The 26,308-nt window shown below is 63.1% G+C and carries 25 protein-coding genes and 1 tRNA gene; 12 read left to right on the top strand and 14 right to left on the bottom strand.

What is annotated here, in order from left to right:
* Nucleotides 1-84 precede the first annotated feature (84 nt).
* The 3 genes from yedA to ABIE56_RS02865 form a co-directional block, all read right to left on the bottom strand.
* A complete protein-coding gene (gene yedA, locus ABIE56_RS02875) occupies nt 85-990 on the bottom strand; it encodes a drug/metabolite exporter YedA (protein WP_429242333.1) in 906 nt (301 codons plus the stop codon).
* A gap of 96 nt (nt 991-1,086) precedes the next feature.
* Complete coding sequence (locus ABIE56_RS02870; protein ID WP_429242332.1) at nt 1,087-1,962, bottom strand: methylated-DNA--[protein]-cysteine S-methyltransferase; 876 nt, start codon at nt 1,960-1,962, stop codon at nt 1,087-1,089.
* A gap of 72 nt (nt 1,963-2,034) precedes the next feature.
* Nucleotides 2,035-2,325: a hypothetical protein gene (locus tag ABIE56_RS02865; protein WP_429242331.1), complete on the bottom strand. Its 291-nt coding sequence runs from the start codon at nt 2,323-2,325 to the stop codon at nt 2,035-2,037.
* A gap of 80 nt (nt 2,326-2,405) precedes the next feature.
* Here ABIE56_RS02865 and ABIE56_RS02860 point away from each other — a divergent pair, with 80 nt between their 5' ends.
* Entirely contained in the window at nt 2,406-2,747 is a 342-nt protein-coding gene (locus tag ABIE56_RS02860; protein ID WP_429242330.1) for a Rieske (2Fe-2S) protein, read from the top strand.
* A gap of 18 nt (nt 2,748-2,765) precedes the next feature.
* Here ABIE56_RS02860 and ABIE56_RS02855 read toward each other — a convergent pair whose 3' ends face one another.
* From ABIE56_RS02855 to ABIE56_RS02830, 6 genes are all read right to left on the bottom strand, one after another.
* On the bottom strand, nt 2,766-4,583 hold the full coding sequence (locus ABIE56_RS02855; protein ID WP_429242598.1) for an SLC13 family permease: 1,818 nt from the start codon (nt 4,581-4,583) through the stop codon (nt 2,766-2,768).
* 284 nt (nt 4,584-4,867) lie between these two features.
* On the bottom strand, nt 4,868-6,601 hold the full coding sequence (gene poxB / locus ABIE56_RS02850) for a ubiquinone-dependent pyruvate dehydrogenase (RefSeq protein ID WP_429242329.1): 1,734 nt from the start codon (nt 6,599-6,601) through the stop codon (nt 4,868-4,870).
* 59 nt (nt 6,602-6,660) lie between these two features.
* On the bottom strand, nt 6,661-7,377 hold the full coding sequence (gene trmB, locus ABIE56_RS02845; protein WP_429242328.1) for a tRNA (guanosine(46)-N7)-methyltransferase TrmB: 717 nt from the start codon (nt 7,375-7,377) through the stop codon (nt 6,661-6,663).
* 5 nt (nt 7,378-7,382) lie between these two features.
* A complete protein-coding gene (locus ABIE56_RS02840; protein WP_429242327.1) occupies nt 7,383-8,183 on the bottom strand; it encodes a thiazole synthase in 801 nt (266 codons plus the stop codon).
* A gap of 27 nt (nt 8,184-8,210) precedes the next feature.
* Nucleotides 8,211-8,411: a sulfur carrier protein ThiS gene (gene thiS, locus ABIE56_RS02835; protein ID WP_429242326.1), complete on the bottom strand. Its 201-nt coding sequence runs from the start codon at nt 8,409-8,411 to the stop codon at nt 8,211-8,213.
* Nucleotides 8,412-8,437: 26 nt separating this feature from the next.
* On the bottom strand, nt 8,438-9,190 hold the full coding sequence (locus ABIE56_RS02830) for a hypothetical protein (RefSeq protein ID WP_429242325.1): 753 nt from the start codon (nt 9,188-9,190) through the stop codon (nt 8,438-8,440).
* 136 nt (nt 9,191-9,326) lie between these two features.
* Between ABIE56_RS02830 and ABIE56_RS02825 the strand changes: the two genes are divergently transcribed.
* The 6 genes from ABIE56_RS02825 to ABIE56_RS02800 all read left to right on the top strand — a co-directional run bounded on the left by ABIE56_RS02825 (nt 9,327) and on the right by ABIE56_RS02800 (nt 13,597).
* A tRNA-Gly gene (locus tag ABIE56_RS02825) sits at nt 9,327-9,400 on the top strand.
* Between the two features lie 77 nt (nt 9,401-9,477).
* Nucleotides 9,478-10,905, top strand: coding sequence for an integrase (locus ABIE56_RS02820; RefSeq protein ID WP_429242324.1), 1,428 nt, complete (start codon nt 9,478-9,480; stop codon nt 10,903-10,905).
* 41 nt (nt 10,906-10,946) lie between these two features.
* Nucleotides 10,947-12,050, top strand: coding sequence for a DUF262 domain-containing protein (locus tag ABIE56_RS02815; protein ID WP_429242323.1), 1,104 nt, complete (start codon nt 10,947-10,949; stop codon nt 12,048-12,050).
* Between the two features lie 2 nt (nt 12,051-12,052).
* Entirely contained in the window at nt 12,053-12,766 is a 714-nt protein-coding gene (locus ABIE56_RS02810) for a hypothetical protein (RefSeq protein ID WP_429242322.1), read from the top strand.
* Between the two features lie 14 nt (nt 12,767-12,780).
* Nucleotides 12,781-13,287: a BsuBI/PstI family type II restriction endonuclease gene (locus tag ABIE56_RS02805; protein ID WP_429242321.1), complete on the top strand. Its 507-nt coding sequence runs from the start codon at nt 12,781-12,783 to the stop codon at nt 13,285-13,287.
* 142 nt (nt 13,288-13,429) lie between these two features.
* Nucleotides 13,430-13,597, top strand: coding sequence for a YhfG family protein (locus ABIE56_RS02800; protein ID WP_429242320.1), 168 nt, complete (start codon nt 13,430-13,432; stop codon nt 13,595-13,597).
* Nucleotides 13,598-13,982: 385 nt separating this feature from the next.
* Here the strand turns inward: ABIE56_RS02800 and ABIE56_RS02795 are convergent, their stop codons facing one another.
* Nucleotides 13,983-14,297 (bottom strand): hypothetical protein, encoded by a 315-nt coding sequence (locus ABIE56_RS02795; RefSeq protein WP_429242319.1) that lies wholly within the window; start codon nt 14,295-14,297, stop codon nt 13,983-13,985.
* A gap of 752 nt (nt 14,298-15,049) precedes the next feature.
* Here ABIE56_RS02795 and ABIE56_RS02790 point away from each other — a divergent pair.
* Complete coding sequence (locus ABIE56_RS02790; RefSeq protein ID WP_429242318.1) at nt 15,050-15,511, top strand: YccF domain-containing protein; 462 nt, start codon at nt 15,050-15,052, stop codon at nt 15,509-15,511.
* Nucleotides 15,512-15,703: 192 nt separating this feature from the next.
* Nucleotides 15,704-16,762 carry a hypothetical protein gene (locus ABIE56_RS02785; protein ID WP_429242317.1) on the top strand — a complete coding sequence of 353 codons (1,059 nt, stop codon included), beginning with the start codon at nt 15,704-15,706 and terminating at the stop codon, nt 16,760-16,762.
* Between the two features lie 60 nt (nt 16,763-16,822).
* On the opposite strand, the gene ABIE56_RS02780 is transcribed toward ABIE56_RS02785, so the two are convergent.
* Nucleotides 16,823-18,613, bottom strand: a complete 1,791-nt coding sequence (locus tag ABIE56_RS02780) for a peptide-N4-asparagine amidase (RefSeq protein ID WP_429242316.1) — start codon at nt 18,611-18,613, stop codon at nt 16,823-16,825.
* Nucleotides 18,614-18,801: 188 nt separating this feature from the next.
* Here ABIE56_RS02780 and ABIE56_RS02775 point away from each other — a divergent pair, with 188 nt between their 5' ends.
* A complete protein-coding gene (locus tag ABIE56_RS02775; RefSeq protein ID WP_429242315.1) occupies nt 18,802-19,410 on the top strand; it encodes a type IV toxin-antitoxin system AbiEi family antitoxin domain-containing protein in 609 nt (202 codons plus the stop codon).
* Between the two features lie 177 nt (nt 19,411-19,587).
* On the opposite strand, the gene ABIE56_RS02770 is transcribed toward ABIE56_RS02775, so the two are convergent.
* Both ABIE56_RS02770 and ABIE56_RS02765 read right to left on the bottom strand, forming a co-directional pair.
* Nucleotides 19,588-22,413, bottom strand: a complete 2,826-nt coding sequence (locus ABIE56_RS02770) for a type 2 lanthipeptide synthetase LanM family protein (protein ID WP_429242314.1) — start codon at nt 22,411-22,413, stop codon at nt 19,588-19,590.
* Nucleotides 22,414-22,502: 89 nt separating this feature from the next.
* Nucleotides 22,503-22,691 (bottom strand): DUF6229 family protein, encoded by a 189-nt coding sequence (locus tag ABIE56_RS02765; RefSeq protein ID WP_247432822.1) that lies wholly within the window; start codon nt 22,689-22,691, stop codon nt 22,503-22,505.
* A 294-nt stretch (nt 22,692-22,985) separates the two neighbouring features.
* Between ABIE56_RS02765 and ABIE56_RS02760 the strand changes: the two genes are divergently transcribed.
* Nucleotides 22,986-24,536, top strand: coding sequence for an ATP-binding cassette domain-containing protein (locus tag ABIE56_RS02760; protein ID WP_429242313.1), 1,551 nt, complete (start codon nt 22,986-22,988; stop codon nt 24,534-24,536).
* A gap of 136 nt (nt 24,537-24,672) precedes the next feature.
* The gene (locus ABIE56_RS02755; RefSeq protein WP_429242312.1) at nt 24,673-25,143 is read left to right on the top strand and encodes a hypothetical protein; all 471 of its coding nucleotides are present in this window, start codon (nt 24,673-24,675) and stop codon (nt 25,141-25,143) included.
* On the opposite strand, the gene ABIE56_RS02750 is transcribed toward ABIE56_RS02755, so the two are convergent.
* Nucleotides 25,140-26,072 (bottom strand): MASE1 domain-containing protein, encoded by a 933-nt coding sequence (locus ABIE56_RS02750; RefSeq protein WP_429242311.1) that lies wholly within the window; start codon nt 26,070-26,072, stop codon nt 25,140-25,142. The genes ABIE56_RS02755 and ABIE56_RS02750 overlap by 4 nt on opposite strands.
* Between the last annotated feature and the right edge of the window lie 236 nt (nt 26,073-26,308).

Below are 26,308 nucleotides of genomic sequence, written 5' to 3'. Positions count from 1 at the left end.
CCGCGACGCGCCGCGAATATCGAACAATTCTGAAAATGCGTGAAGGGCTGCCAGAAATGCGACGTACGTCACACAGTGGCGGGCTCAGGCTTTGCGTGTGCGCATCAGGGTGATGATGCCCACGCCCACCAAAATGATGGCCATGCCCGCCAGGTCGAACGGGCCGACGTGCTCACCCGCCAGCGCCACGCCGAACAACACGGCCACCGGCGGGTTCACGTAGGCGTAGCTGGTGGCCAGGGCGGGGCGTACGGCCTTCAGCACGAACAGGTACGCACTGAACGCGATGAGCGAGCCGAACACGACCAGATAGAGCAGGGCGGCCGTGGCCGATGCCTGTGGGTGGGCTGGCATGCGCTCGCCCTGCAGCAGGGCGATGATGCCTAACGCGACACTGGCGCAGAGCATCTGCGCTGCCACGTTCATGGGGCCCTTCGGCATATCCTGGCGCTTGGACCACACCGAGCCGAACGCCCAGGAGGAAGCGGCGACGATCAGTGCGATCGCGCCCAGCGGTGAGCCCGAAAGGCCGGCGCCCAGGTTCAGCACGATGACGCCGACGAAGCCGAGCACGAGTCCCGTGGTTTCCCCGCGTGAGGGCCACTCGCCGTACAGACCGCCAAACACGGCGGCGAACAGTGGCATGCTGGCTACCGCGACGGCGGCGATACCGGAGCTCACCGATTGCTCGGCGTAGCAGACCAGGCCGTTGCCACCGGCCAGCAGCAACGTGCCGACGATGGCCGCGTTACGCCATTGGCGCGCGGTGGGCAGCGCCGCACCACGCAGGCGTAGCACGGCAAACAACAGCACGCCCGCGATGGCAAAGCGCAGCGCGGCCAGCAGGAACGGCGGGTAGCTCACCAGCGCGTAGCGAATGCCCAGGTAGGTGGAACCCCAGATCACGTACAGCGCGAACAGCGACAGCGGTACGAGCCAGCGCGACTCAGTCGTGGCGGCGGGAGCGGTGGGGCAGGCAGCGTCGGGCATGGCGGGGAAACCAGGGCAAGGCGCGCCACGAACGCGTGGCGCCAAACCGGAACGATATCGCCCGTGTGCGGCGGGCGGTAGCGAAACCTACGCGGGTCAGCCTTGAACGGCGCTCATGGCATGTTCGGTGGCGAGCAACTGCCGTTTGATCTCCATGCCCCAGCGCCAGCCGCCCAGGCTGCCATCCTCGCGGATGATGCGGTGGCACGGCACTAGCAGCGCGAGCTTGTTGCTGCCGCAGGCCCGGCCGATCGCCCGGGCAGCCTTGGGCACGCCGAGCTTCGCGGCCAGTTCGCCGTAGCTCAGCGTTTCGCCCAGCGGGATGCGGGTGAGGGCATCCCACACGCGCCACTGGAAGGCGGTGGCGGCCACATCCAGCGGGGGCATGGCGGGCGCATCCCGGTCGCTCCAGCCCAGGTCATGGGCCACGCGCGCGATCACGGCATCGAGCCACTCCTCACGGCCGGCATCAACGCGCTCGCGCTCGGCCAGCGGGAACTCCGTGGCCAGGCGTTCTTCGAGTTCTGCATCGTCGGCACCTAGCGTCACGGAACAAATGCCACGCGCCGTCGTGGCCACGAGCAACTGGCCTAGCGGTGTGTGGGTTGTCGTATAGCGGATGGACGCTCCCGCGCCACCGGCACGGTAACTGGCCGGGGTCATGCCCAGGCGGCGGTCGCTTTGCTCATACACGCGGCTGCCCGAGCCGAAGCCGGCGTCGTACACGGCATCGGTGACCGGTGCGCCGCCGCGCAGCGCCTCACGCAGTTGGCCGAAGCGGCGGGCGCGTGCGTACTCCGCCGGGCTAACGCCGTAGCGGCGGCGGAACACCCGCTGCAGGTGGGTGGGGCTCAGGCCGGCAATCGCGGCCAGGCTGGCCAGGTCAGCCGGCGCGTCGTCCTGCTCAAGGGCAAGGCGTACGCGTTCCAGGGCGTCATCGGTGTGTGGCATGGCGAGGGCGGGACGGTTCATGGTGGCCTCCTTCACGGGAAGCCAGCGTAAGGCGGCCGCCTGGGCCCGGCTATCCGGACCTTGCGCCGCGGCTTAGTGGTGGACCGGGCGGCCCTGCTGGATGACCACGAACTCGCCTTCGAGGACGTCAGGGTCCTTCGGGCGGGCGGCGGCCTGCTGCGGGGCGGCGGTGCCGTTCGCGCGGGCCGCGGCCAGCTTCCACTGGCGCACCGCGAGGAACACCAGGCCGCCGGCCACCAGCACGCCGATCACGACCACACCGAAGACGAGCAACACCCCGAGCACGGCGAGACCTGCCACGAGGGACAGGGCACGAACCAGCGGGTTACGCGAGCGGCGGATGGGCGGAAAGACGAAGCGCATGGGTTAAAATTCCGTGTGGCACAATGACATACGTGTGAGCCTCTTTACCTTGGGGCATCCAACCCTCATAGACAAGTGCCATGACTACCAGCACCGATACCGCCCCCCTCTGCCAGCTCGAAGACATCCCCGATGGCAATGCCATCGAAGTAGAAGCCGTGGTGGCAGGGGAGTCCGAATCCTTGCTGGTATACCGTGCCGGTGACCAGGTAAGCGCCTTCTACAACGTGTGCCCCCATGCGGGCCGCCGGCTCGATTACGCCCCCGGGCGGTTCCTGGTGCGCAACGGCCTGATCATCTGCGCCGCCCACGGGGCCACCTTCACGGCCGGGGATGGCAACTGCCAGACGGGGCCGTGCAAAGGGGATCGCCTGCGTGCCGTGCCGGTCTCGGTGACCGGCGGCACCGTTCACCTGGCCTGAGATTTTTCTGTAGGAGCCTCAGCGGTACATCAGGTTGATGGCCACCAGGGTCACCACCAGCATCAGGATCGTCAGCGGGATGCCCACGCGGAGGAAATCCGTGGCGCGGTAGCCGCCGGGGCCAGCCACCATCATCAGGGCCGGGTGGCCCGATGAGAGCAGGAACGTGTTCGAGGACGATACGGCCACGATCAGTGCATAGGCCGAGGGGTTGCCGCCCGTGGTGACCGCCACGCTGATCGCGATCGGCACCATCATCACCGTGGCGCCCACGTTCGACATGACCTGCGAGAACAGCAGGGTAAGCACCGCGATCGACAGCTGCAGGGTCCACTGTGGTGCGTGGCCGAGCACGGCAAGCACCTCCTGCGCGATCCAGCTGGCCGTGCCCGTGGAATCCATGGACCAGCCCAGCGGAATCAGGCAGGCGGTGACGAAGATGGTCTTCCAGTTGATGGCCTTGTAGGCCTCATCCATGTTCAGCACGCCGGTGAGCAGCATGCCCACCGCGCCGGTCATCATGGCCACCGAGAGGTCCAGGTGGGTGAACAGGGCCAGGCACTTGGCGAGCACAAAGAAACCCACGGCCTGCCAGATCTTGCCGGGCCGCTGCTCTTCCTTGGGGATATCGGTGACCACGACGATATCGCGGTCTTCCTCGGCCAGCATGAGGTCCCGCCACTTGCTGTGTAGCACCAGCGTATCGCCGGCGCGCAGGGTCACCGCGCGCACATCCTCGCGGAACACCTCATCGCCGCGGTTTACCGCCAGTACCGAGATGCCAAAGCGCTTGCGCAGGCGAAGTTCGCCCACGCTCTGCTTGATGAAGCGTGAGCTGGGCGGGATCACGGCCTCGGAAATACCCGCCCGCGTGGTGTTGAACTGCTCGCCCAGCTGGCGCATGCGCATGGAGACACGGCACAGCTGGTTGTTGGCAAAGGCATTGATCGCGTCCTTCGGGGCCAGCACGCCCAGTACCGTGCCTACCCAGATCATCTGATCCGAAGGCGGGGCCACGCGGCTTTCGTTGCCGTTCTTGATGGCCAGGATGAGCGGGGCGCCATGCAGCTGTTCGACCTCGCCAATGCTCATGCCCACCAGCGGGCTCTCGGCGGTGACGGTGAGCTCGGCGATCTCGCCCGCGATGCCGTACGTATCGGCGAAGTAGCTCTCGGTACGGCCCGGGGTCACCTTCAGGCGTTCGTCCTCGCGCTCGGGCAGAAGCTTCTTCGAGAACAGCCAGAAGAACGCGATGCCGAGCAGTGCCAGGATCAGGCCCACCGGGGTGACGCTGAACAGGCCAAACTTCGGGATGGTGTGGGCGCCCGGGGGCAGGTTGCTGTTGGCGCTGGCGATCAGGTCGTTGAGGACGATCAGCGGCGAGTTCGCGATGAGCGTGGTGTTCGTCGCCGTCAGGATGCAGAAGGCCATGGGCAGCAACAGCCGCGACATGGGCACGCCCGTGCGCGCGGAGAGGCGCGAGGTCACCGGGATCATCAGGGCCGCGAGGGCCTGGCTGGGGATCACCGCACTGAACAGGCTGGTGACGCTGTTTACCACCACGCCCAGGCGCGATTCCATGCCACGCGCCATGCGCATGACGAACGAGGCGGTGAGGTTCAGCACGCCGGCGCGGTCCAGGCCGGCACCCATGATCATGATGGCGATGATCGCGATAACCGCGTTACCGGCGAAGCCGTTGAACACCTGTTCGCCGGGGATCAGGCCCGTGAGGCCGATGGTGACCACCACCAGCAGCGCCACCATATCCGCCCGGATCCACTCCAGCACGAGCATGAGCATGGTGAAGCCCACCAGGCCCAGCACGAGGATCATTTCAGGCGTGAGTGTGAGTGCCACTAGCCGGCAGTCCCGTTCCGGTCGATGGGGGCATGCGGTGGCATCGGTTCGCCAGGCTGCTGTCGATGGCGCAGAAGTATACGCGCTGGGGGTGGCTCCCGGCTGAAGCAATCTTGCAAATTTACCGCCGTGTGCCCCGTCCGGTACCGCCCACCCTGTAGGAGCGTGCTTGCACGCGATGGGTGCTGGCGGCACACCCGATCGCGCGCAAGCGCGCCCCTACAAGGGCGACACGCGCCATGGCACGGGCGCGTGTCTTGTTAGCGGCTCAGGTTAGAAACGGCCAGGTCCACGATGCTGTCCCCGCGCCCGCTCATTACCGCCTTCAACGCATGCAGGCTAAAACCCTTCACCTGCTCGGCGCTGATCTTCGGCGGCATGGAAAGCTCGAGCCGGTTGCTCACCACATCGAGCAGGGCCGGCCCCTCGTGCGAGAGCACCTCGGCAATGGCCGAAGGCAGGTCCGAGGCCCGGGCCACCCGGCGCCCATGGATGCCCATCGCATTAGCCATCGCGGCGAAATCCGGGTTACGCAGCTCCACCCCGGTTTCGACCAGGCCGGCAGCCTTCATCTCCAGCTCCACGAAGCCCAACGTACCGTTGTTGAGCACGATGATCTTCACCGGCAGCTTCTCCTGGGCCAGCGTAATGAAGTCGCCCATCATCATGCTGAAGCCGCCATCGCCCGAGAGCGACACCACCTGGCGATCAGGGAAGGCCGCCTGGATACCGATGGCCTGCGGCATGGCATTGGCCATGGAGCCGTGCACGAACGAGCCCACCAGCCGCCGCTTGCCATTCATCTTGAGATAGCGGGCCGCCCAGATCGTCGGGGTGCCTACATCCACGGTAAACACCGCATCGTCCTCGGCCAGCTCGCTCACCAGGTGGGTGACCTGCTGCGGGTGGATCAGCTCGTGGCCCTCGCGGATCGCCGCCAGTTCATCCAGGTCCTCGCGGGTGCGGGCGTAGTGGGCCAGGCAACGGTCCAGGTGGCCACGCACGCGCTTGGGTTCGATCCGCGGCAGCAGGGCGCGCAGGGTTTCACCCACATCGCCTACCACGCCCAGGTCCACACGGCAGCGGCGGCCGATGTTGCCCGGGCGGATATCCACCTGCGCGATCTTCGCGTCCTCCGGGTAGAACTGGCGGTAGGGGAAGTCGGTACCCAGCATCAGCAGCGTGTCGCAATCCTCCATCGCGTGGTAGCCGGAGCTGAAACCGATCAAGCCGGTCATGCCCACGTCGAAGGGGTTGTCGTACTCCACGTATTCCTTGCCACCGAGCGCATGCACGATCGGCGACTTGAGCGCATCCGCGAGCGCGATGAGTTCCGCGTGAGCACCGGCGGTGCCGCGACCGCAGAGCAGGGTTACCCGCTTGCCGGCATTGAGCAGTGCCGCCAGCGCATCGAGCTCGCGCTCGGCGGGGATCACCTTGGGCGAGGGCGGCAGCAGGCCGGCGACCGGGGTCACCTTCTTCACCACGGCCTTCTTCATGGCCACATCGCCCGGGATGACTACCACCGCGACGCCACGTTGGCCTACGGCGGCGCGGATAGCCGAATCGAGCACGTGTGGCATCTGCGCCGGGTCCGACACCATCTCGCAGTACACGCTGCACTCGCGGAACAGTTCGGTGGGGTGGGTTTCCTGGAAATAGCCGCTGCCGATCTCGGCACTGGGAATGTGCGCGGCGATCGCCAGCACCGGCGTGCGTGTGCGGTGGCAATCGAACAGGCCGTTGATGAGGTGCAGGTTGCCGGGGCCGCAGCTGCCCGCGCAAACGGCGAGCTGGCCGGTGAGCTGGGCCTCGCCGCCGGCGGCGAAGGCGGCCGCTTCTTCGTGGCGAACGTGCACCCAGTCGATGTGCTGGCGCTCGCGGAGGGCTTCGGTGATGGCGTTGAGGCTATCGCCGACCACGCCGTAGATACGGCGTACGCCGGCCTGCTCGAGGGTTTCTGCGAACAGATCGGCAACGGTGGAAATGGACATGCGGGGCTCCGTGGGGGACACGAAGCCCGATCATGCCGATTTCTGGATCTACGGCTTGTCTAACCGTGCCATTCGTAGAGGAAATCCCAGACACCATGGCCAAGACGCAGGCCGCGGCGCTCGAAATGGGTCTCGATGCGCCACTCGGGGCGCTCGGCTGCTTCGCCCGGCCCCACGCGGTTGCGCCAGCCCGGGGCGGCTTCCATCACCTCGCGCATGTGCTCAGCGTAGGCTTCCCAATCCGTGGCCAGGTGCAGCAGGCCACCGGGTGCCATGCGCGAGGCAAGCAGTGCCACGAAGGCCGGCTGCACGATGCGGCGCTTGTTGTGCTTCTTCTTGTGCCACGGGTCCGGAAACCAGATGCGCACCTCGGAGAGGCTACCCGGCGGGATCTCGTTTTCCAGCACTTCCACGGCATCGTGCTTGTACAGGCGCACGTTGCTCGCATCGCGGGCGGCCAGCGCATTCATCAGGCGGCCGACGCCGGGGCCGTGCACTTCCACGCCGATATAGTCGCGGGCAAGGTCGTGTTCGGAAGCCCAGGCCAGTGCCTCGCCATTGCCAAAGCCGATTTCGAGCACGCGCGGTGCATCGCGGCCAAAGGTGGCTGCCAGGTCACGCGTTTCGCCCTTGTAATCCAGGCCAAAGCGCGCCCAGTGGTCATCAAACGCGCGCTGCTGCGCTGGCGTCATGCGGCCTTCGCGCAGCACGAAGCTGCGGATGCGGCGGTGGAACGGGGCGTCGTCGCCCGTGGTGTTGTCGTTGTCGTGGGCCATGCTGCTTAACCGACCAGTCCTTCCACCGGGCTCGATGCCGAGGCGAAACGCTTGCGCGGAATGCGGCCGGCACGGAACGCGGCGCGGCCTGCTTCCACGGCCAGCTTCATCGCATGCGCCATCAGCACCGGATCCTTTGCACCGGCAATAGCGGTGTTCATCAGCACGCCGTCGCAACCCAGTTCCATCGCGATGGCGGCATCCGACGCGGTGCCCACGCCCGCATCGACGATGACCGGCACCTTGGCGTTCTCGACGATCTCGAGCAGGTTGTAGCGGTTCTGGATGCCCAGGCCCGAGCCGATCGGCGCGGCCAGCGGCATGATCGCGACGCAACCGATCTCCTCCAGGCGGCGGGCAAGGATCGGATCGTCGGAGGTGTACACCATGACATCGAAGCCATCGGCGACGAGCTTCTCCGCGGCGACCAGGGTCTGCACCACATCGGGGTAGAGCGTGCGCTGGTCGCCCAGCACTTCCAGCTTCACCAGGTTGTGCCCGTCCAGCAGCTCGCGGGCCAGGCGGCAGGTGCGCACGGCCTCATCGGCGGTGTAGCAGCCGGCCGTGTTCGGCAGCAGGGTGAAGCGATCCGGCGGCAGGGCCTCCAGCAGGTTCGGCTGGCTGGCATCCTGGCCGATGTTCACCCGGCGGATGGCCAGGGTGACGATCTGCGCGCCGGCGGCATCGGTGGCGCGGCGGGTCTCGTCGAAATCCTTGTACTTGCCGGTGCCGGTAAGCAGGCGCGAGTGGAACGTGCGGCCTGCGACGATCAGCGGGTCATCGCCAGCGGGGGAGAAGTGGTTCATGCGGGGTCTTCCGTCGATGGGCGCGGCTTAGCCGCCGCCGATGGCATGGACGATTTCCACCTTGTCGCCTTCGGCGAGCAGGTGGGTGGCGTGCGCGCTGCGCGGCACGATCTCAAGGTTCACCTCGACGGCCACGCGCTTGCCCGCGTAGCCAGCCGCGTCGAGCAGGGACGATACCGAGGTGCCGGGCGCGCAATCGCGCGCATCGCCATTAAGGGTGATGTGCATTCGCCCATTGTAGCCGCAGGGGCTGGCTAGTACCCACGGCCCCGGGTGGGCTGGGGCGTGCTGGCGCCACGGGGGATCTGCGGCGGCGGCCCGGAACCGGGCTGCTGGTAGAGCGGCACGCTGCTCTGGCCGCTGCCGGGGGAATAGGGGCGCGGCGGGGGCTCCATCACCACGGGGCGGACGCCATTGTTGCCGTGGCCGTAGCCGTTGTTCCCGTACCCGTTATTGCCGTTGCCATAGCCGTTGTTCCCGCCGCCACGGCCCTGGTCACGGCCGTTGTTGTCGCGGACCGGGGCCACGTTGAAACGCGTGTTGTCACGGTTGGGGTTGGAGGTGCCGCCGACGACCACGGTGTTGCCGGGATTGGGGCGCCCATGGCCGTTGCCATCGTGGTCATGGTCGTGACCGTGGCCGCCGTCATGACCGCCGCCGGGGCGGCCTCCGCCCGGGTAGCCACCGGGATAGTTACCGCCGGCACCCGGGTAGCCGCCGTAGTAGCCGCCCCCACCGTAATAACCGCCATCGACGTAGGCGCCACCCACCTGGGAGCTGGATGAATCGTAGCCGCCGGTGGTTGCCTGGCCGCCCACATAGAGTTTTGCGGGGGTGGGCAGGGTGCCGGTGCTGACCGTCTCGCGCCGCTCGGGCGCACCAGGGCCTGCGATATAGCTCACCCCAGGTTTCGGCATGTTGGCCGTGGAGACCGTGCGCGACTGGGCCAGCGCCGACCCGGCACCGAGCGTGAGCACAACGGCGATGGATAACGTGGAAAGGCGCATGGCGGCGGTCCTCGTAAGAATTCCCCGTCACGATTATGCGCCCGGGGCGTACGCCTGGCGTGGGGCCATTCCGGCCCGTTCAGGCGACCGCCACCTTTCCCCTGGCGCCCCTGTCGTATTAACATCGCCGCTCGATGCGGGTGTAGCTCAATGGTAGAGCTGTAGCTTCCCAAGCTACTGACGAGGGTTCGATTCCCTTCACCCGCTCCACAACCTACTGTAGCCCCTGGGCGCAACGGTTGCAGGCAATCAGCGATACCCATCACGGCCCTTCAAGAAAGTGTCGTTTGAGGAATCGCCTTCGTGCCGAAGCCCCCTTTCCTGCATCGCCTGCCGGACTCTACGTCCGCTTCCGTGCGCCTGCTGACCTCCTCAGTGTGGTCGGTTCCCGCTTCCTTGTCCGCCCTCTCAAGATGGTCAAAGGTGACCGTGCGCGGCTGGTTGCCGAGACCATGGCTGTGGCACTCTCGCAGGCGTTCGGTGAGCTCAGACAGGGGAATGTCGTGGACCTGAAAAAAGCATTGGAGGCTACCCACAGTGTCGGCCGCCGCGACCTCACCCTGGGTGAGGTGTCGTTGCCCAATGGCACGGTTCTCCGGAACGTCCAAATCGACAACGGCCAAGACGCCCGGCAGTTCCAAGCCATGGTCGATGACGCAAGTCGGGCGATTGCCCCGCATGTGGTCAAGGCACCTGTGGGGGCCGGTCTTCCAGCGAAGGCGGCGCCCAAAAAAGTAAGCTTGCCTCCCCACCAGATTGCCGTGCATCTGGGTGACTTGGAGCGCGCCAAGCGCGAAAAGATAACCGTGCTCGATAGTCGTCATACCCTGCGGTTGTTTGCAGGCATTGTGGGCGACAAGCCCGTCGGTGAGCTCGGCGCCGACGACTGCCGGCTGTTCTTCGATGAGGTGAGCAAACACCGGCAACGCCTCTCGGTGTTCATCAACTTCCTGCTCGACAACGACCATGTCCAGAAGAACCCGTTGAAGGGCACTGACAAGGTTTCGAAATTTGATACAGAAGACGACACGGGCCGGGCATTCACCGAAGCCGAGCTCGATGCCATCTTTGAGCCGGTGGCCTTGGCCAAGTGGCCGGCGAAATACCCGCATCGCTTGTGGGCGCCATTGATTGGTCTCTACACAGGCGCCCGCATCACGGAAGGCTCCCTGCTCTACGTAGATGACATCGCCACGGAGCACGGCGCGCCTGGGTTCCATATCCGCAAGGGCAAGCCCGGCCAGAAGCTCAAGAACAAATCCTCCCTGCGTTTCATTCCTATCGCCCAGCCGCTTCTTGACGCAGGCTTCGTGGCCTTTGTTGAGGACATGAAGGCGGCAGGCCAGGAGCGATTGTTCCCCCACCTGCCTAACACCGATGGAAACGGCTTTGGCCGTCACATGAGTCGCCATTTTTCGACCTACATCAAGTCCCGTGATGTCACCGACACTGGCATGGGTTTTCATGCGTTTCGGCACACGATGACCATGCGGCTTGACCGGGCCGGTGTTGGTCACGGGACGATTGCCCGAATCACGGGGCATGGACTGTCCGGTGGGATCCTTCCGAAGTTCTACATCAATTCGCCCAGCTTGCCGGAGCGAGTCTCAGCGCTGGCGAAGTTTGAGGGCGGGGTCGTTATCCCGACGTATCAGCGTGGAAAGTTCGCAGTCATACTTCGTATACCGCGTAAAGCTTCGCGACAGAAGTTTTAATATTTTGAGTCTCGCTAATCATCAAGCGATGAGGGAAAAGAATGGCAACGAGAAAGAAAACGGCAGATTTGGCCGATGTGCTCTTCCCTACAAAGGACGAGCAAGATTTTGCCGAAAGTATTTTGTCAATTCCGCCGGAGCAGCGGAAATTGCACACAGAGACGTACGACTTCACGGTCGAGACTCTGGTAGAGAAACTTGATGACGGCAGTGCGTTCATTCCGAATTTTCAGCGCAAATACGTCTGGTCTGACTCTCAGGCGTCCAGACTCATAGAGTCGCTCATTATTCAATGCCCGGTCCCGGTCATTTACATGAATCAGGAGCAAGATGAGAAGCTCTCCGTCATCGATGGAAACCAGCGACTGACGTCAATCTCACGGTATTTGAAGAACGAGTTTGTGTTGAAAGGGCTGACTGCGTATCCGGAACTGGAGGGAAACCGATTCCACGAGCTTGACCCGCGCTTCCAGAGGCACATCCAGAATCGAACCCTACGCTGCATTGTTATCCTCAAGGATACGCACCCGCAGGTGAAGTTCGATGTGTTCGAACGGCTGAATACAGGCGCGACTAAGCTGACACCGCAGGAGCTCCGACATGGCTTGTACTACGGAGACCTGATTAGAGAGGCAACGCAGTCGGTTTCTTCGTCCCATCTCCTCTCCATGCTCGACATCAAGGTCGACAAGCGTATGAAGGCCGAAGAACTCGTTCTGCGATTCTGGTCTCTTGATGAAGGGTTTGATGCGTACAGGAAGCCTCTAGCCACATTCATTAACGATTTCGCCGACAAGAACAGAGCGTTGAACCCCCAGAAGAAAGCTGCTTTGAAGATGTCATTTCAAGCTGCGCTCGACGCGGTGCATGGCTTATTCGGAGACTTGTCGTTTAGAATTTTTGGAAAGGACCTGAAGGTCCAAAGTACGTTCAATGCCGCTCTCTACGACGCCCTGATGATTGGGTTGTCGAGGGCGATGAAGGGCAAAGGAATAAAGGTCATGTCATCCGCCCATGCATGCCAGGTGCTCGCAGGTCTGATTGCAGATGATGCCAAGTTTCGGCGCGCAATCTCGGTGGCAACGAGCGACGACGCGCAGGTCAAGTATCGAGTGACTGCCATTACCGAGGCATTCGGGAACTAAAAATGGCATACCTACAGAGCAAGGCCAGGGCGGCCTTTGAGGAATCGCTCAAGGACATTCGCGAGAGGCTCAAGCTGGCAAAGAAGTCGAAAGTTCACGTAAGTTTGGCTGAATATGTCATGGCGTCATCCATTTTTCTTGGACACGCCCAGATGGAGAACTATATCAGCGATGTTTTTTCAGGCTTTGCGCAAGTTTCAGTCACGCAGGCGAGGAATTGCAGTGAGCTGCCAGAAAACCTACGGGCTCACCTGTTCTTTCGTCGCTCGAACATGAAGGCTCTGGTAGCGAAGTCCTTGGCTGGAGGTGGCGAAAAGGATTTTTTGAAATCGCTGTCGGGTTCGCTCGCGGGTCCGGCTCGCGCACTTCTCGATACCACTCAAGGAGTCGGCGTGATGGTTGGCGGAGATATTCTGGGCGACTCAAAGTATCCGTCCCAGGATAACCTTCGAGCGGTGTTCAACCGGATCGGCATCGGCGACGTGTTTAGCAGCATGAATTCCGTTCTCAGGCAGGACAGCAAACTACTGCTGTCAGCTATCGGAAGCCTTCGAACCCAACTTGCTCACAGTGCTACGTTGCCCGGTACGGGTTACAAGGACATCAAGGAGGTGCTCACCAAGACCAGCCGTTTTGTGCGAGGGCTGGACAGGGTGATGTACACGGCTGTTCTTCAAAATTACGATGATGCTGCCTGGAAGGATCATCTTTGCTGATAGCAGTTCGGTTGATGACTTTCCCCAGCGGAGAGACGAGGTCGATGAAAGCTGGCAAGTCCAGCGTCATAGCCAAGGCGGTCATCGAGCAGTACGCCACTCGATTCCTGAAAGATCCAGTGGTGCTTTGGTTGTCGGAGTCCGGTAACAAGGTAGTCCAGCAGGACAACCTTCTGGCGAGGCGCCTGAAGCTGCACATCGACCCGTCAAAGGCGCTTCCGGATATCATCCTTGTCGACTTGGGTGGGCAGGTAGATGGGTCCGAGCTCTTGGTGGTTTTCGTTGAAGTGGTGGCTAGTGATGGCCCTGTTCATGCACATCGAAAAAAGGCGCTAACCGACATCGCCACCCAGGCGGGGTTCGAACTGTCGAGCCTGCGGTTCATGACTGCGTTTGAGGACAGGGGCAGCACCGTGTTCAAAAAAGCGGTCCCGGATCTGGCTTGGGACACGACGGCATGGTTCGTGTCAGAGCCCGACAATCTCATCCTGTTTGAGGGTTGGCGAGAACCACTCGACTGATTGCTGACAGGTCTTAGCTGTTCGCTCTCATACAGTTCATCGGATGGGGCCGCATCAGACCGTATGCTGTCCGTTAATGGATAGGAAATCATTGTTTGATGGTGCGAGGAAGTGGTAGCACTTCTGCCCAAGAGGTATTCAAGTGAAACCCCTTGCTTTGAAAGAGAAAGCTGCCTACTACGCAAAAGTGCGAGCGAGGAATTACATGAGTAGTCTTCGCCTTGAGGGCTTCGGTACACCATCGAAGGTGGCGGGCAAGAGCACGTCCACCCAGTCGTCTTTGAAGAAAGATCGTCGAAATCGCGCGTGATTGAGACGTATGGCATCTATGTGCGATACGAGTTCCTGGCTCAGCCTGAGTAGATTCGCACGCTCAACCTAATGTGATCTGGTTTGAATCCTTTCGTTGCGTGGTATGCGCCTCCTTTTCGCTGGTCTATCGATTGTGGATGGACGCAAGCAGTTCACTGATGCATAAGAAGAAAATCGTCCTCGGGTGCGGGACGCAGGGCGCTGTGTACTGGGTAGATATCTCCTCCTCAGGTGCGAAATTTGCTGTTGGAGTCTAGTTTGAAGTACAAGGGCGTTGTCACGGGCTGCCACACGACCTCGCTTGAGGTGTGCAAAAGGGCGGCTCTTTCTTTATGTGAGCCGACCTCTGTTTTGTGGCCTGATGTTGAGGATCGCAGGCCACGTTATCGTGCGGCGGCTTCGTCCCGGCAGGTTCGGAAATCGGCGCGAGGCTGAAGTGCCCGCGCTCGATGCCACTGCGCATGCGCCTCACTAACTAGGTGCAATGCAGCATGCGTCATCGCGGCGATAGCATCGAGTGAAAGCGACATCTGCTTGCAGTCGACCGTATCCGCCCCGTGCACAAGGTCGGAGAGCGTGGCGGTGACACCGCGCGAGTACTGAAGCCACTCGGTCGCTTCGTTGAGCATCTCGTGGAGCGATGGCTCGACAGATGCCGCTTCCGTGGAGTGGTCCGCGGTGTTCGTAAACTCGTTCATGCCCAAATCCCTTGCAAAGCCCACCGCGCTCTAACGTGGCACGACAGTCAACACGACCTGCCATGCCACGGACCATAGGATCGCGGGTTCACCGGCGGCCCTATCCGGGCGCCGGGCGGCTTGATTGATGAAGTGGTTTGCAGCGACACCCGCCCGTGAGGCTTACCAGGCGTTATGCCTGCCTCATTCGATCAAGAATTGCCTCAAAAGCGGAGGTCGCAGCCGTTCTTCAACCGCGCCTGCAGCTTATGCAGGCGGCCCGTTAACCGGTGAGGTGTCGCCGGGGGGATTCGGCGGGCGGGCGCGTGCCGTATGATCAGGGGTAGCCATAATCAACTTCCTTCGAGCTGGTTGTGGTTAGCAGGCCAGGCGGTGCGCTAACACCACTGGCCTGCGACTCTCACCGCCGTGGCGGTGGTTGCTCGCGTAGCGCTGAGGGCGGGGCGCGAGCAACGAAATGACCGTAGCAAATCGAACCTGCAAAGTCTGTAGGGCTACGCCGCCCCTTGCGAAGGCCGACGGTTCCAGCCGTATTTGCCGTGCGCAGATCGCGTACCGGTGCTCGGGCAGCACCCGTGGAAGCCCTTCCCTGACGCGGGCTCGAACCCTTATGTAAGACTCCTTACATAAGGACGGTGCTTATGTAAGAAGCCTTACATAAGGAAATTGCGAAGGCGGTTCTAGGCCTTCCAGCACTGTCTCCCCCAGACCGATCTAAGTAATTTCTCACCCAGGTAAACAGGGAGTACACCATGAGAATGCTTTTCAACCTGCTGTGGTTTGTCCTGGGTGGTTTCGTGATGGGCGTGGGCTGGTGGCTTGCCGGCCTGCTCTGCATGATCACGATCGTGGGCATCCCCTGGGCGCGGGCCTGCTTTGTGATCGGCCAGTTCGCCTTCTTCCCGTTTGGCAAGGAAGCGATCAACCGCGCGGAGTACTCCGGTCGCCACGACATCGGAACGAGCGGACTAGGCTTTATCGGCAACGTGGTCTGGTTTCTGTTCGCCGGCCTGTGGCTCGCGATCGGCCATGTGATGTCGGCCATCGCCTGCTTCGTCACCATCATCGGCATTCCGTTCGGCATCCAGCACCTGAAGCTCGCTGGCATTGCGCTGGCGCCGATTGGCAAGACGATCGTCAGCGTTGAGATGGCGGATGCATCGCGTCGCTATAACGCGCAGGCTGCTGTATCGCGCATGCGCGGTGGCTTCTGATCGCGTAGCACGCACTCACATCTGTGAAGAGCGGCAAAGGGGCGCAACGATACCGTTGCGCCCCTTTCGTTTACCGAATTCGTGCATTCCCAAACTGTGACTTCATCCTGCGCTTGAGAAATTTCGTAGTGCTATTACCCAAGGACGGGAATCGAGGCTGACCGCACTCAACCTTTTAGGAAGGGGAGTTGCATGGCTTCTACAAAGAAGTATCTGCTAACGACGGGCGTCCTGGCAGCGTTGATCACCACCAGCTCACTATCGATCGCATCGGCAGCGGAGCAATCGTTCGATATCGCCGCCGCGGCGCAAGCCCAGGCGGTGTCGTCATGGAACGAGACCATCAGGCAACAAGCACCGAACGTGGAAGGCTGCTTCCACGCATCCTTCCCAAGTGCGGGATGGCAGGCGGAGCGCTGTGAAGCGCCGCCTTCGTTCGTGTCCGTGCCTCCCGAGACGGGCGGAAATGGCCTTACGACTTCTGCGCGTAGCGAAAGCGTTTTCACCGTCGGTAACGGCAACGACTACGCAGCGCGCACCAGCGGCCTCACCAAATCGGCCGTAGGCACGTTCCCCACCGTAACCGGCGTAACTACCGGTACGGCGGACTACTCGCTGCAGATCAACACCAACATCGCGAGCAATCCAACGACCTGCAGCCAGTTCGGCTACTCCTCATGCCAGACGTGGGAGCAGTTCATCTACTCCACGGATAGCGACGGCAACTCGGCGAACGGCCGCACGCCCGTCGCTTTCATCCAGGATTGGTTCTTCGCCGGCAGCCAGTCGCAGTACAACTCGGTGGGTTGCCCCTCGGGCTGGTATTCGTATCCCGACCAGTTGGCTTGCTACCGCAACAGCAACGCCGTGAGCGTGGCGCTGGTCCCGGTGTCGAGCATCGGCACCATTCGCCTCACCGGCTCGGCCACCTCCGGTGGCGTCGATACGGTCACCTTCTCGGTAAACGGCACAGCGCACAGCGTGAGCCAGACCGCCACCACGTTGAACATCAACCGGATCTGGACCCAATCGGAGTTCAACATCTTCGGCAATGGCAGCGATAACCCGGTGGTGTCGTTCAACAAGGGATCACACGTGACGGTGAACCTGGCCGTGAACGATGGCAGCACCTCGGCACCGACCTGCCTGGGTAACGCTGGTACCACGTACGAGCAGAACAACCTCACCCTGGGGACCTGCACGGCGACGGGCGGCACCACGCCGCACATCAGTTTCGTCGAGAGTAACTAACGAGGGATGTGTCCCGGGGCGGGCAGGCCCCGGGACACATATGGCTCGCAGAGCAAACGATCAGAATGAACCTGGATCCTCGGTGCGCGAGGTGTCCGGCGAGCCATCGGGGTGCGTGAACCACAGCAGCTGATTGCGACCGTGGGAGCAACCACCGCCGTCGGTGGCGGAAGTCAGCGTGCCCGTGGTCGTGACGATATCGCGGCCATAGCAGCTGCCCAGGTTATCGCTGAAGCGAAACGACTGGGTGCTGGCCTGGCCGGAGTGGCTCGTAACCGCGCCGCCGGTGAAGGCGAGCGTGTCACCCGTGTCGATGTGGTTATCGACATCGCTGCGGTACAGCGTCAATGCACCCAGCTTCTTCGTGAAGTGCCGCGTAAAGCCTTGGGTCACATGGCTTGGCGACGATACGATGTTGCCATCCGCATCGAACGCATAAGCGAACCGCGCCGATAACGGGAAGTCGTAATTGACCACGTTGGTCGTGCCGATACCGAGCGCACCAACGCGGGTCTTCGTCGTGCTCGCGACCGTGGCACGTTGGTCGATCGCCTGCACGTACTGAGTCGCATCAATGGTGAAGTCCTGCGCGTTCGTGAAGGCTACCGTCTGCGCCACATCCGTGCTGATCCGCCCGTGCGATGTATCGACATAGCCTGCGGTGTGGAACGTACGCGCCGCGCTGGTGGTGACCGTGCCAGCGGTCGTGCCGTTCGCATCGGTCACGGTGTTGCCTACCGCGGCTGCGGGCGTCTGCCCCTGGAGCGTATTCGCTGTCAGTGCACCGGTGAGCTTCTTCTTACCGTGGTCCTGGTAGACAAACAGGTTGCCGGTCACGGCGAAGTAGCCGTTCGCACCCGTCACGGTGATCGTTACCGTGTGCGGCAAGCCATCGTTGAGCAGCGCGGCAAATGGCGTCAGGTCGACGCGGTAAGGCAGGAAGTTAAGCGTCTGCACGCCCGGTGTGGGCCGCCACATGTAGGGATCGATGCCGCCGGTGAATATCCACGGATACACCGGTGCGACACCCGCGGCCTGGCCATCGATAGAGACCTGCGTTTCACGAAAGGCGCCCCCGCCGCAACTCTGCAGTTCATCGGCCAGACCGTCCGGCACGCATGAGTACCAGAACTCATCGCCACCCTGACCCTGGGCGAAGACATCGAGGTAGGCGCGTTCGACATTCGTAGGCAGGGTGAAAGTGCGCGACAGCGTATCCGTCCCCGTATTGAGCGTGACCGGTCCACCCGCCGTGCCATCGGAGAGCGGGAGCACCGCATCGGGCGCATCCACCTTGGGCGCGAGGATGTTGGCGGGGTAGAACACCAGTCGGGCCGAACCACTGATCACGCCGGTGTACGTGCTATCGACGATGTTGCCCAGGATGGCCTGGCCGCTTTGCGGATTGGCCAGGAGGCTGGCGAAGTCGCTGACATCCCGCTCGATGTGCCAGCTGGGTGAGACGGTAGCCGAGGGCTCCTGGGTGGTACCGAAGTAGATGTTCGCACCGCCCAGCCAGAGCGAGGCCGTGCGATCGAACTGGCGCCCGACCGTGACCGAGAAATCTGCTTCCAGCACCACCTTCGACCACGCGCGGCCGCAACCGGTGGGCGGCGCATAGGTGTAAGGGTGGTTCGAGAAGTCGGTGAACTGGAACCCGTTGAACAACGGGACCACACATGAGCGGCCCGGCGGCCTAGGCACCGCGGGATCCGCCACGGCGACGTTGGCCGAGCCGGGCACGAACCCGGGCGCGGTAGCCGCGGATGCGGCCAGGGTGACGAACGAAGGAAGTACGAGCACAGTCGCGAGCCGCAATAACTTGCGGCCCAACCCAAGCGTGACAGCCATAGCCACCCCTCACGACAGATTGTTCCCCTGCGTGGGGAACGTAGCAGACTGGATGACGTGCTACGTGGTCTTATTTCGCGATTAAGGCCGGGCCCTTCGTGGGCAATGCGGGGCGGTCGGCCCGTCGATGTTGCATTGTTGGGGTATTTGTATATAAGTACCCCATAATTGCAACATATGAGGCGCACATGCCGAAGTCGACCTATGAAGACCTGGTGCTCAGTCTTGCCGAGCGGCTCGGTTCGATCAGGGCCCGAGACCTTGCTGGGGAGGGCATACCGACAGTCATCCTGAGTCGGATGGTGGCGTCAGGTCGGCTGGAGCGCTCGACGCGCGGCATCTACACACTCCCAGAGGCCGCGACCAGCGAACACCGCCCCCTTATCGATCTCTCACTTCGCGTGCCGTCCGCCGTTGTCTGCTTGCTAAGCGCACTCCGGCATTATCAGATTGGTACGCAATCACCACGCGACGTGTGGCTCGCAATACCTAGCAGTTTGTCGTCGCCGCGCGTGAGCTATCCCCGCGTTCGCTACGTGTGGATGTCGCCGGCATCGCTTTCGGCCGGCGTTGAGGAAGCGGTTCTCGACGGGGTATCCGTCCGAATATTCGCACCAGCAAAGACCGTGGCTGATTGCTTCAAGTTTCGGAACAAGCTCGGCCTTGATGTGGCCATCGACGCCCTCACTGATTCCTGGCGGAAGGGTCTCGTCTCCATGCCAGATCTATGGCATTTCGCAAAAATCGACCGGGTCGCGAATGTAATGCGGCCGTACCTGGAAACACTCTCGACATAAAGGACTATGCATGGCGGATCCCGCAGCTTCCATCGCTCAAAGGCTTCTGCACATGCGAGGGATTTGGAAAAAATTGCACCGTGACCGAGTTTACGCTGCCTTTCGCCTGTATGAGATCAGCACGCCCTTCTCGTTGAATCGAGTCCATTGTGTTGAGGGATGCGAAGCACGGGCATCCTAGGCCGCGCGGCAGTACTCCATCAGCAGCGACGAAGGTAGCCGGCATGCCGGGTGCATCCGGCACAGTTGCACGATGGACCCGGAAACGCCGCTCATGAGCCCAGGTGTGAACGCATCGCGTGCCAGGCCACCCACGATGCCGTGTTCCTCGATGCTCGAAAGAATGAGCGGGATGCCATCGGGCGTGCTCTCCGGGACGATGCCCGGGGCGACACGGGCCGCCCGGGCCATCAGTTCCCACGTGCTCAGGTCACCGTGGCAGAGCGTGTGGCTATGGCCCCAGCCACCGCGTGCGGCGGCATCGACCGCGCGGCGCAGCGTATCGAGATGGCGCGGGTGGTGCGTGCGCTCGTAGAGATCCGCCGCGGCGAAGCCGATCCCGACGCTGCCGTGGCACCACGTATCGGCGAAGTCGCGGCTCTCCGGCTTGCGTACATCGGTCCAGTTGCCTTCCTCGGCAAGGAACAAGGATTCCTCGAAATCAAAGGCGCGTTCCGCGAGATCAAGCCAGCGGTGGCGGTCCACGGCGTCGCCTGCGTCACTGAGGCCCAGTCGCGTCAACGCCCAACCGGTGCCTGTCGCGCCGTGGGCAAACCCGCCGATGGGTTCATCAAAAATGGATGCCGGCCACCGGGCGCCGAGGTGATCGACGATGGCCGTCGCTTCGAGCCGCAAACCCGCCCTGCGTACGAGGGCGAGCCATCGGCGATCGCCGCTCGCCTCCGCCAGATTGATCAGCGGCACGATGGCGCCGCCCACGCCCTCGAGGATATCGAGCACGCGTTCGTTCTCAATATCCCACGCCTCCATGCGTTCGGCCTGGCGTACCGCGTTCTCGAGGAAGCCTTCCCCCGGCCGCAGGTGATCCAGCGTAAGCCACATCTGCACCTGTGATGCGAGGCCGATGAAGCCGCCGATGGCCTCGGGCTCGTCGGTATCCTCAGCGGTGCGCATCACGCGCAATACGCCGTGCAGGGCATCGACCACCCCGTCGACCTCGTCCACGCGATCGTGGCGCATCTCCTCGGCATAGCCGGCGAGGGCAAGGGCGATGCCGCCCAGGCCAACGTACAGGTTGGGTTGCAGGGTGCGCATTGTCCAGCCGCCACGGCCGAGGATCGGGCTAATCCAGGTCATGGTGCCGTCGTCGCCGCGCACGGAGAGCTTCAGCAACTGCTCCACGGTTTCGCGCGCCATCAGTCGGCGCCGCAGGTCCACGTCGTCGGCGTAGGGCCGCCTGGCCGACAGATCGTAGGGCGAGCGCTTGTCATCATTAAGGCGCACGTTGAGGTGCGCCGTGACGAGCGCGCCGCGAATCGTGAGTTCTTCCAGTTCCATGCGCATATCCACCCACGCCTGGAACACCTCATCAAGCTGGGGTTGCGCCAGGATGTTCACGAACACAGGCACATCGCCGTAGCGCATATCGTCGATTTCACCCGCGATCACGACAGGGTCGGAAGGCGCGATCGGTTGGGCTTCGGCGTTTCGTGCCAACACGTCACGGGCGCGCTCGATCGCCGCAGGCTCGTCGTGCAGCGAGGCGGGGTGCCACAGCATCCGCATCACCTCCACGTAGGCCTGCGTGGGCCGGCGGATACGCCGGATGCGGCAGCCGACGAAGGGTTGCATCAACGGGAGGAGAGTGCCTTCGTGGTAGCGATGCATCAGGTGGGCTGTCATCGCGCGGAAGCCCGCCACAATGTCCTCCCAGAACCGGGAGATGTCCGGGTTGGTGCACGGGTGGTTCTTACCGATATCGATATCGACGCTGACCAGCCCCACGCGGGCACGCGTGGTGCCGCCATCGATGATCTCGGGCACGCGGATCTTGGGCTGCTCGCCCTGCAGGGCGCCGATGGCGGAGATATCCACACCATCCAGGCCAAGCACCGGGGCACGGAAGGGCACGAGGCCGGTGCGCAGCACGGAGGAGCGGATCAAGGCCTGCGCAAGGTCGACGGCCTGGCCCTTCCCGGTGGGCGGCGCAGGTACTTCGGTCACGAACAGGCTTTCCACATCGACCACGTAGGGAACGACCGACGAAGCGATGAGGTTTTCGTAGTGGATGTCGGTGCCGCCCAGCAGGCGCATGACGGCGAGCCAGCGGCCGATGTTCTGGTAGAACATGCCAAGCTCGATATCGTCCACGCAATGGATATGCGCGACATGGCGCGCCCAGCCGTAGTCGCCGCGATCAAGCACGGCGGGCACCCGGATACGGCAGGTATCGCCGGGCATCAGGGCCTCGAGGAAATCATCGAGGGCGGCATCGACGCGCAGCGATCTTGGTTTGTACATCACCGTGCCGCCGGCAAACGAAAGCCGGGCCACGGCCTGGCCGCCTTCGTGCACATCGCCTTCGCCAAGGTCCAGGGCCATCAGTTCGCCGAGCTCGGTGCCCGCAAAGGCGGAAAGCGCATCGCGATCGTTCGCAAGGCGATCAAGCAGCGTGGTCACGGCATCGCATTGCTGGCCGAGTGCACGATTCAGCCGCGGCAGAAGCGCGGGATAGCGGCCCTGGATCGCTTCGAGGAAGGCGGCCGTTGTGGCGCGTTCTACGAAGGCCTCGAAACCTTCCTGTTCGCCTTCGGGCAGTTCATGGCTTAGCTTGGCCGCATGCAGCTCGAGCAGGAGAACGCGGTTAAGTTTTCGGGCGGCGTTTTCGCGGAGCGCGTGATCGGCCGTGGCCGCGATGTGCGCACGCTCGCTATCGCGCAACCTGTGCTCGCCAGCGATCGATTCCGCGAGGCGCCGGCGTATGTCGGCGATGACAACATTGATGACAGGAGCGAAAGCATTCCGCGACGCCGAAGCATCCATGGGGCCAATCCCGAAAGTCCGTGAGGGAGATGAAGAAGGGAGGGATAGCCGTGGTGGTCGGCCACGGCTATCGGCACTGCTACCAGCTTTTAGCAGCAGAGACCCGGCCGGGAGGCCGTACACGAACTGCAATTCGAAGCCAGCGCCATCTCGGCGTTGACCATCGCGGCCATCGTTTGCGTCTGGCCCTCGGTGTAGAGGGAACCAGCCGGATTGTCATACCCACCTACGCTGTCCGCACCACTCAGCCACCCGGCCAGGATCTTGTCGGTCTGCATGGAACACTCCTTGGTGTGTAACGGGTATGCGCCCGGGGTTGTATCGCCGTTCGCAGCGGGCGCGTCCGCGACGACGCTGGGCGATTCTGCGCTTGGCGGCACGTGATTTAATGCGTGCTGCCGTTTTTGCGTCGAGAACGCATGGCGCAAGTGCACGGGTGCTCTGGCACAGTGCACGTTACCGGCAGCCACGGGGCGGAGAACGCGTTGATGATCGTCAGGCGCTTTATCCTCCGCCACCGCGGGCTGGTAGCAATCGCCGTCGCACTTTCCTGCGCCAGCGCCGGATGCACCATGGCGCTGCTCGCCCACATCAACCGTATTGCAGCGAGTGGCGCGGCGCACGGTGTGCCCGCGCTTGCGGGCGGTGTCGCGTGGCTGGTGGCGGTCCTTGTTTCCGGTGCGGCATCGCAGGCGATACTCGCGCGGTTAGGTGGCGACCTGGTCGCGCAGCTTCGCATCGAGCTTTCGCAGCGCTTCATCCGGCTTGAGTACGAGGCGCTGGCCAACGATAAGCATGCGATATTCGGTTCGCTCATCGAGGATGTGGCGGCGATCGCACCACTTGTCCTGGTGGCGCCCATGCTGGCGTACAACCTGATACTCGTGGCGCTGTACGCGACGTACTTGGCGAGCGTATCCGTCCTTCTTCTCGGCATTCTTGCGGGGTTTCTCGCGGTCAGCGCGGTCGCGTCGGTGTGCCTTGAGCGCTACCTCCGCCGTCGCTTCGATGCGTTGCGCGAGGCAAACGAAAAGCTCTTTGAATTCTTTCGCTACCTGAGCGAAGGGAAGAAGGAAATGGCCCTGAATGCCGCGCGCGCAAAGCACGTGGCTGAGGAGCTCATGCGGCCCGCCATCGGCCATGCCCGGCGCCTGATGGTGCAGGTACATACGGGGCTTGGCCTCAACGAGGCATGGTCGTCGGCCGTGGTGTACGCATCCGTGTTTGTGATTGTTTACGTGGGCTACGCGGCACTGGGCCTGCCGGCCACGACGGTGACCCGCTTCGTTATTGGCGCACTGTTTCTTGGTGGGCCGGTCGCCTTTATTGCAAGTGCGGCGCGCCAGGTCGGGGTGGGTACGGCCAGCTTGCGCCACCTGCAGAAAGTCGGTCTCGATCTCGGTGATGCCTCCACCGAACTGCCCGGTGCCGGTGGCGAGCGCACGGCGTCCGCGTGGGATGTCATATCGCTTCGCCACGTGACGTACGCCTACCCCGGCGACGACGAGGGGCGCATCGCCCTGGGTCCCGTCGACCTGGACGTTCGCCGCGGCGAGATGCTCTTCATCGTGGGCGGCAATGGCAGTGGCAAATCCACGCTACTGCTACTGCTTGCTTCGTTACTCACACCCCGTACCGGCGACGTGAGCGTGGATGGCGTGCCTGTGGCGGGCCTGCGTGAGGTGCACCGGCAGCGCTTCACCGGGGTGTTTGGTGATTTCTTCCTGTTCCCCCACGTGCTCGACAATGCCGGCGTCCCCCTCCCGGATGAGCGCATTCACGCCCTGCTTGGTGCACTCGGCCTCGGCGCACACGTAAATGTCCACGAGGGAGAACTGTCAAAACTTACGCTTTCCACCGGGCAGCGTAAGCGGCTGGCCTTGTTGCAGTGCTATGCCGAGGATCGCGAAATTTTCTTCTTCGATGAATGGGCCGCCGATCAGGACGTGCATTTTCGCGATTACTTCTACCGCACGCTCCTGCCGGAGCTCAAAGCACGGGGGAAGACGGTCGTGGCGATAAGCCATGACGATCGTTATTTTAGCGTGGCCGACCGCGTGGTGAAGCTCGATGCGGGGCGAATCATTGCGGACGCACGGGCGCCAGGGGGCGTGCCGGCTTAAGCGATTCTCATGAATCGCAACATGCTGATGGGGCCGGCGTGCCGATTTCGCTCATGGCGCTGACATCCCGTTGCGCACTTTCTGTCCCATGGCGGCGCTACGCTACAGCCTCCAACCCACCGAAGCGGAGTTACCTATGCGTTCGCTCATTCGTCCTGCCATGGCAGTTGCCGGCATTGCATTGTCCCTTGGCTGCGGCGCGGCGCTGGCGGCTACCCCGCCTTCGACCGGCCTTGGCCAGGCCTGGCCCAACGCGGTCGACGCCAGTACCAGCCCGAACTACCACGTGTACGTTTTCGAACGCCACGGCGTTCGCTATGTGCAGGTGAACGATGCCGCTGGCGTGGTCCGCGCCGCGGTGCAGTACGCGGCGGGGGGTAACCCGGATACGACCGAGATCTCGGGCCTGCCCATCGGCTCGGACTCCGCGAACGTCGTGACCCCTACCGAGGGCACGCTCGACACCACCCAGCCCGCCGGTGAGCAGGTGTACAGCGATGACACGGTGACCGTGACGGCCTCGAAGAGCCCCGCGGGCACAGTCAGCCTGCTGGCCGTACCCGTGGACTGCAAGAACCCCGCGGAATGCAGCGTTCGCGGACCCTAATGGCTAGTGCCTGAGGGCCGTGGCTGAGCCCGCTGGCTGGCGTTGCGGGTTACCCGTGCGCCAGCCAGCATGCACCCGGAGATAAGCAGCGCGAGCATGACCTGGCTGCGGATCATGGCGGGGTCGAGCAGGGTGGTGCCGGTGGCGGCCAGGGCCACGCTGGCGAACATGCCACCTATGGCGCTCCCATGCCAGCCGTGGCGCCAGGCCATGGCAAGCACCGGGAGCATCATGGCCATGCGCGCCAGTTGGCGTGCCGTGTCGTTCTCGGTGGCCATGGCGAGCCACGCCAGGCCAGCTAGTGCGGGCACGGCCCAACCGAGCAGGTCGCGAAGCAGGGCGCTTCGCCAGATAGCGGCGAGCGTCACCACCTTCTCGGCTGAGGCTCGTTCGCGAAGGGCGAGGATGCTCGGCGTCAGCGTCAGCGCGCCAAGATAGGCACCCAGCAGGTAAGCCCAGAAGTACGTGACCACGGAGATCTCGGGCCATTTGCCAGGGTTGTCCGTTAGCGCGGTGACCAGGGTAAGCGTCGTTGCCACTGCGGTTATCACGGCGCAGCCCAGCGTGGCCGTCATCATGAAGCCCATGCGGACATGCCCCTGGCTATCGTGGATGTCCCAACGGCGGCGGAGGGGCAGCATCCAGGCCATGCACAGAAGCATGATGGGCGTGGAGGCCGATAGCGCCCATGCTGCACCGAAGGTTGATTCGCTCATTAGCGCGCTTTCAACCACGGGCAAGGTTTCTCCCATGGCCAGCGCCGCCCAATAGCGCCGCGGCATGAGCAGCATGCACGCGAGGCGAAGGCCGGCAGGCAGGATCCAGTGCGAGAACGACACGTGACGCGCGAGTTCGTAGCAGGCTGCATAGGCGCCCGCTAACGCGAACTGCTGTGCCCAGGTCGCCCTGTGAGCCGTGCCTCCGTTCACGTCTGATCCCATTGAGTGTCGGTATTCCCAAGCGTGCCACGAAGCGCCCCGCAAAGTCCTTGCGTGATGCGACCCACGCCGCACTTCCCGAATGCTTTGCCGAATATGCGCGCAAGCGGCGCAGGCCATCCGCCGTTCCTAGGAAAGAAAGCCTGCTATTCCTAGGAGCGGCGTCGAGTACGTCGATCTACATCACGTCGAAGAAGATGACGCACCGGATGCCGAAAACGCTCATG

Origin of the sequence: Luteibacter sp. 621 (genome assembly GCF_050435445.1) — a bacterium.
In the GTDB taxonomy this organism is placed as follows: Bacteria; Pseudomonadota; Gammaproteobacteria; order Xanthomonadales; family Rhodanobacteraceae; genus Luteibacter.
The sequence above is the reverse complement of the archived record's forward strand: the minus strand, read 5'-3'. Positions and strand labels throughout refer to the sequence as shown.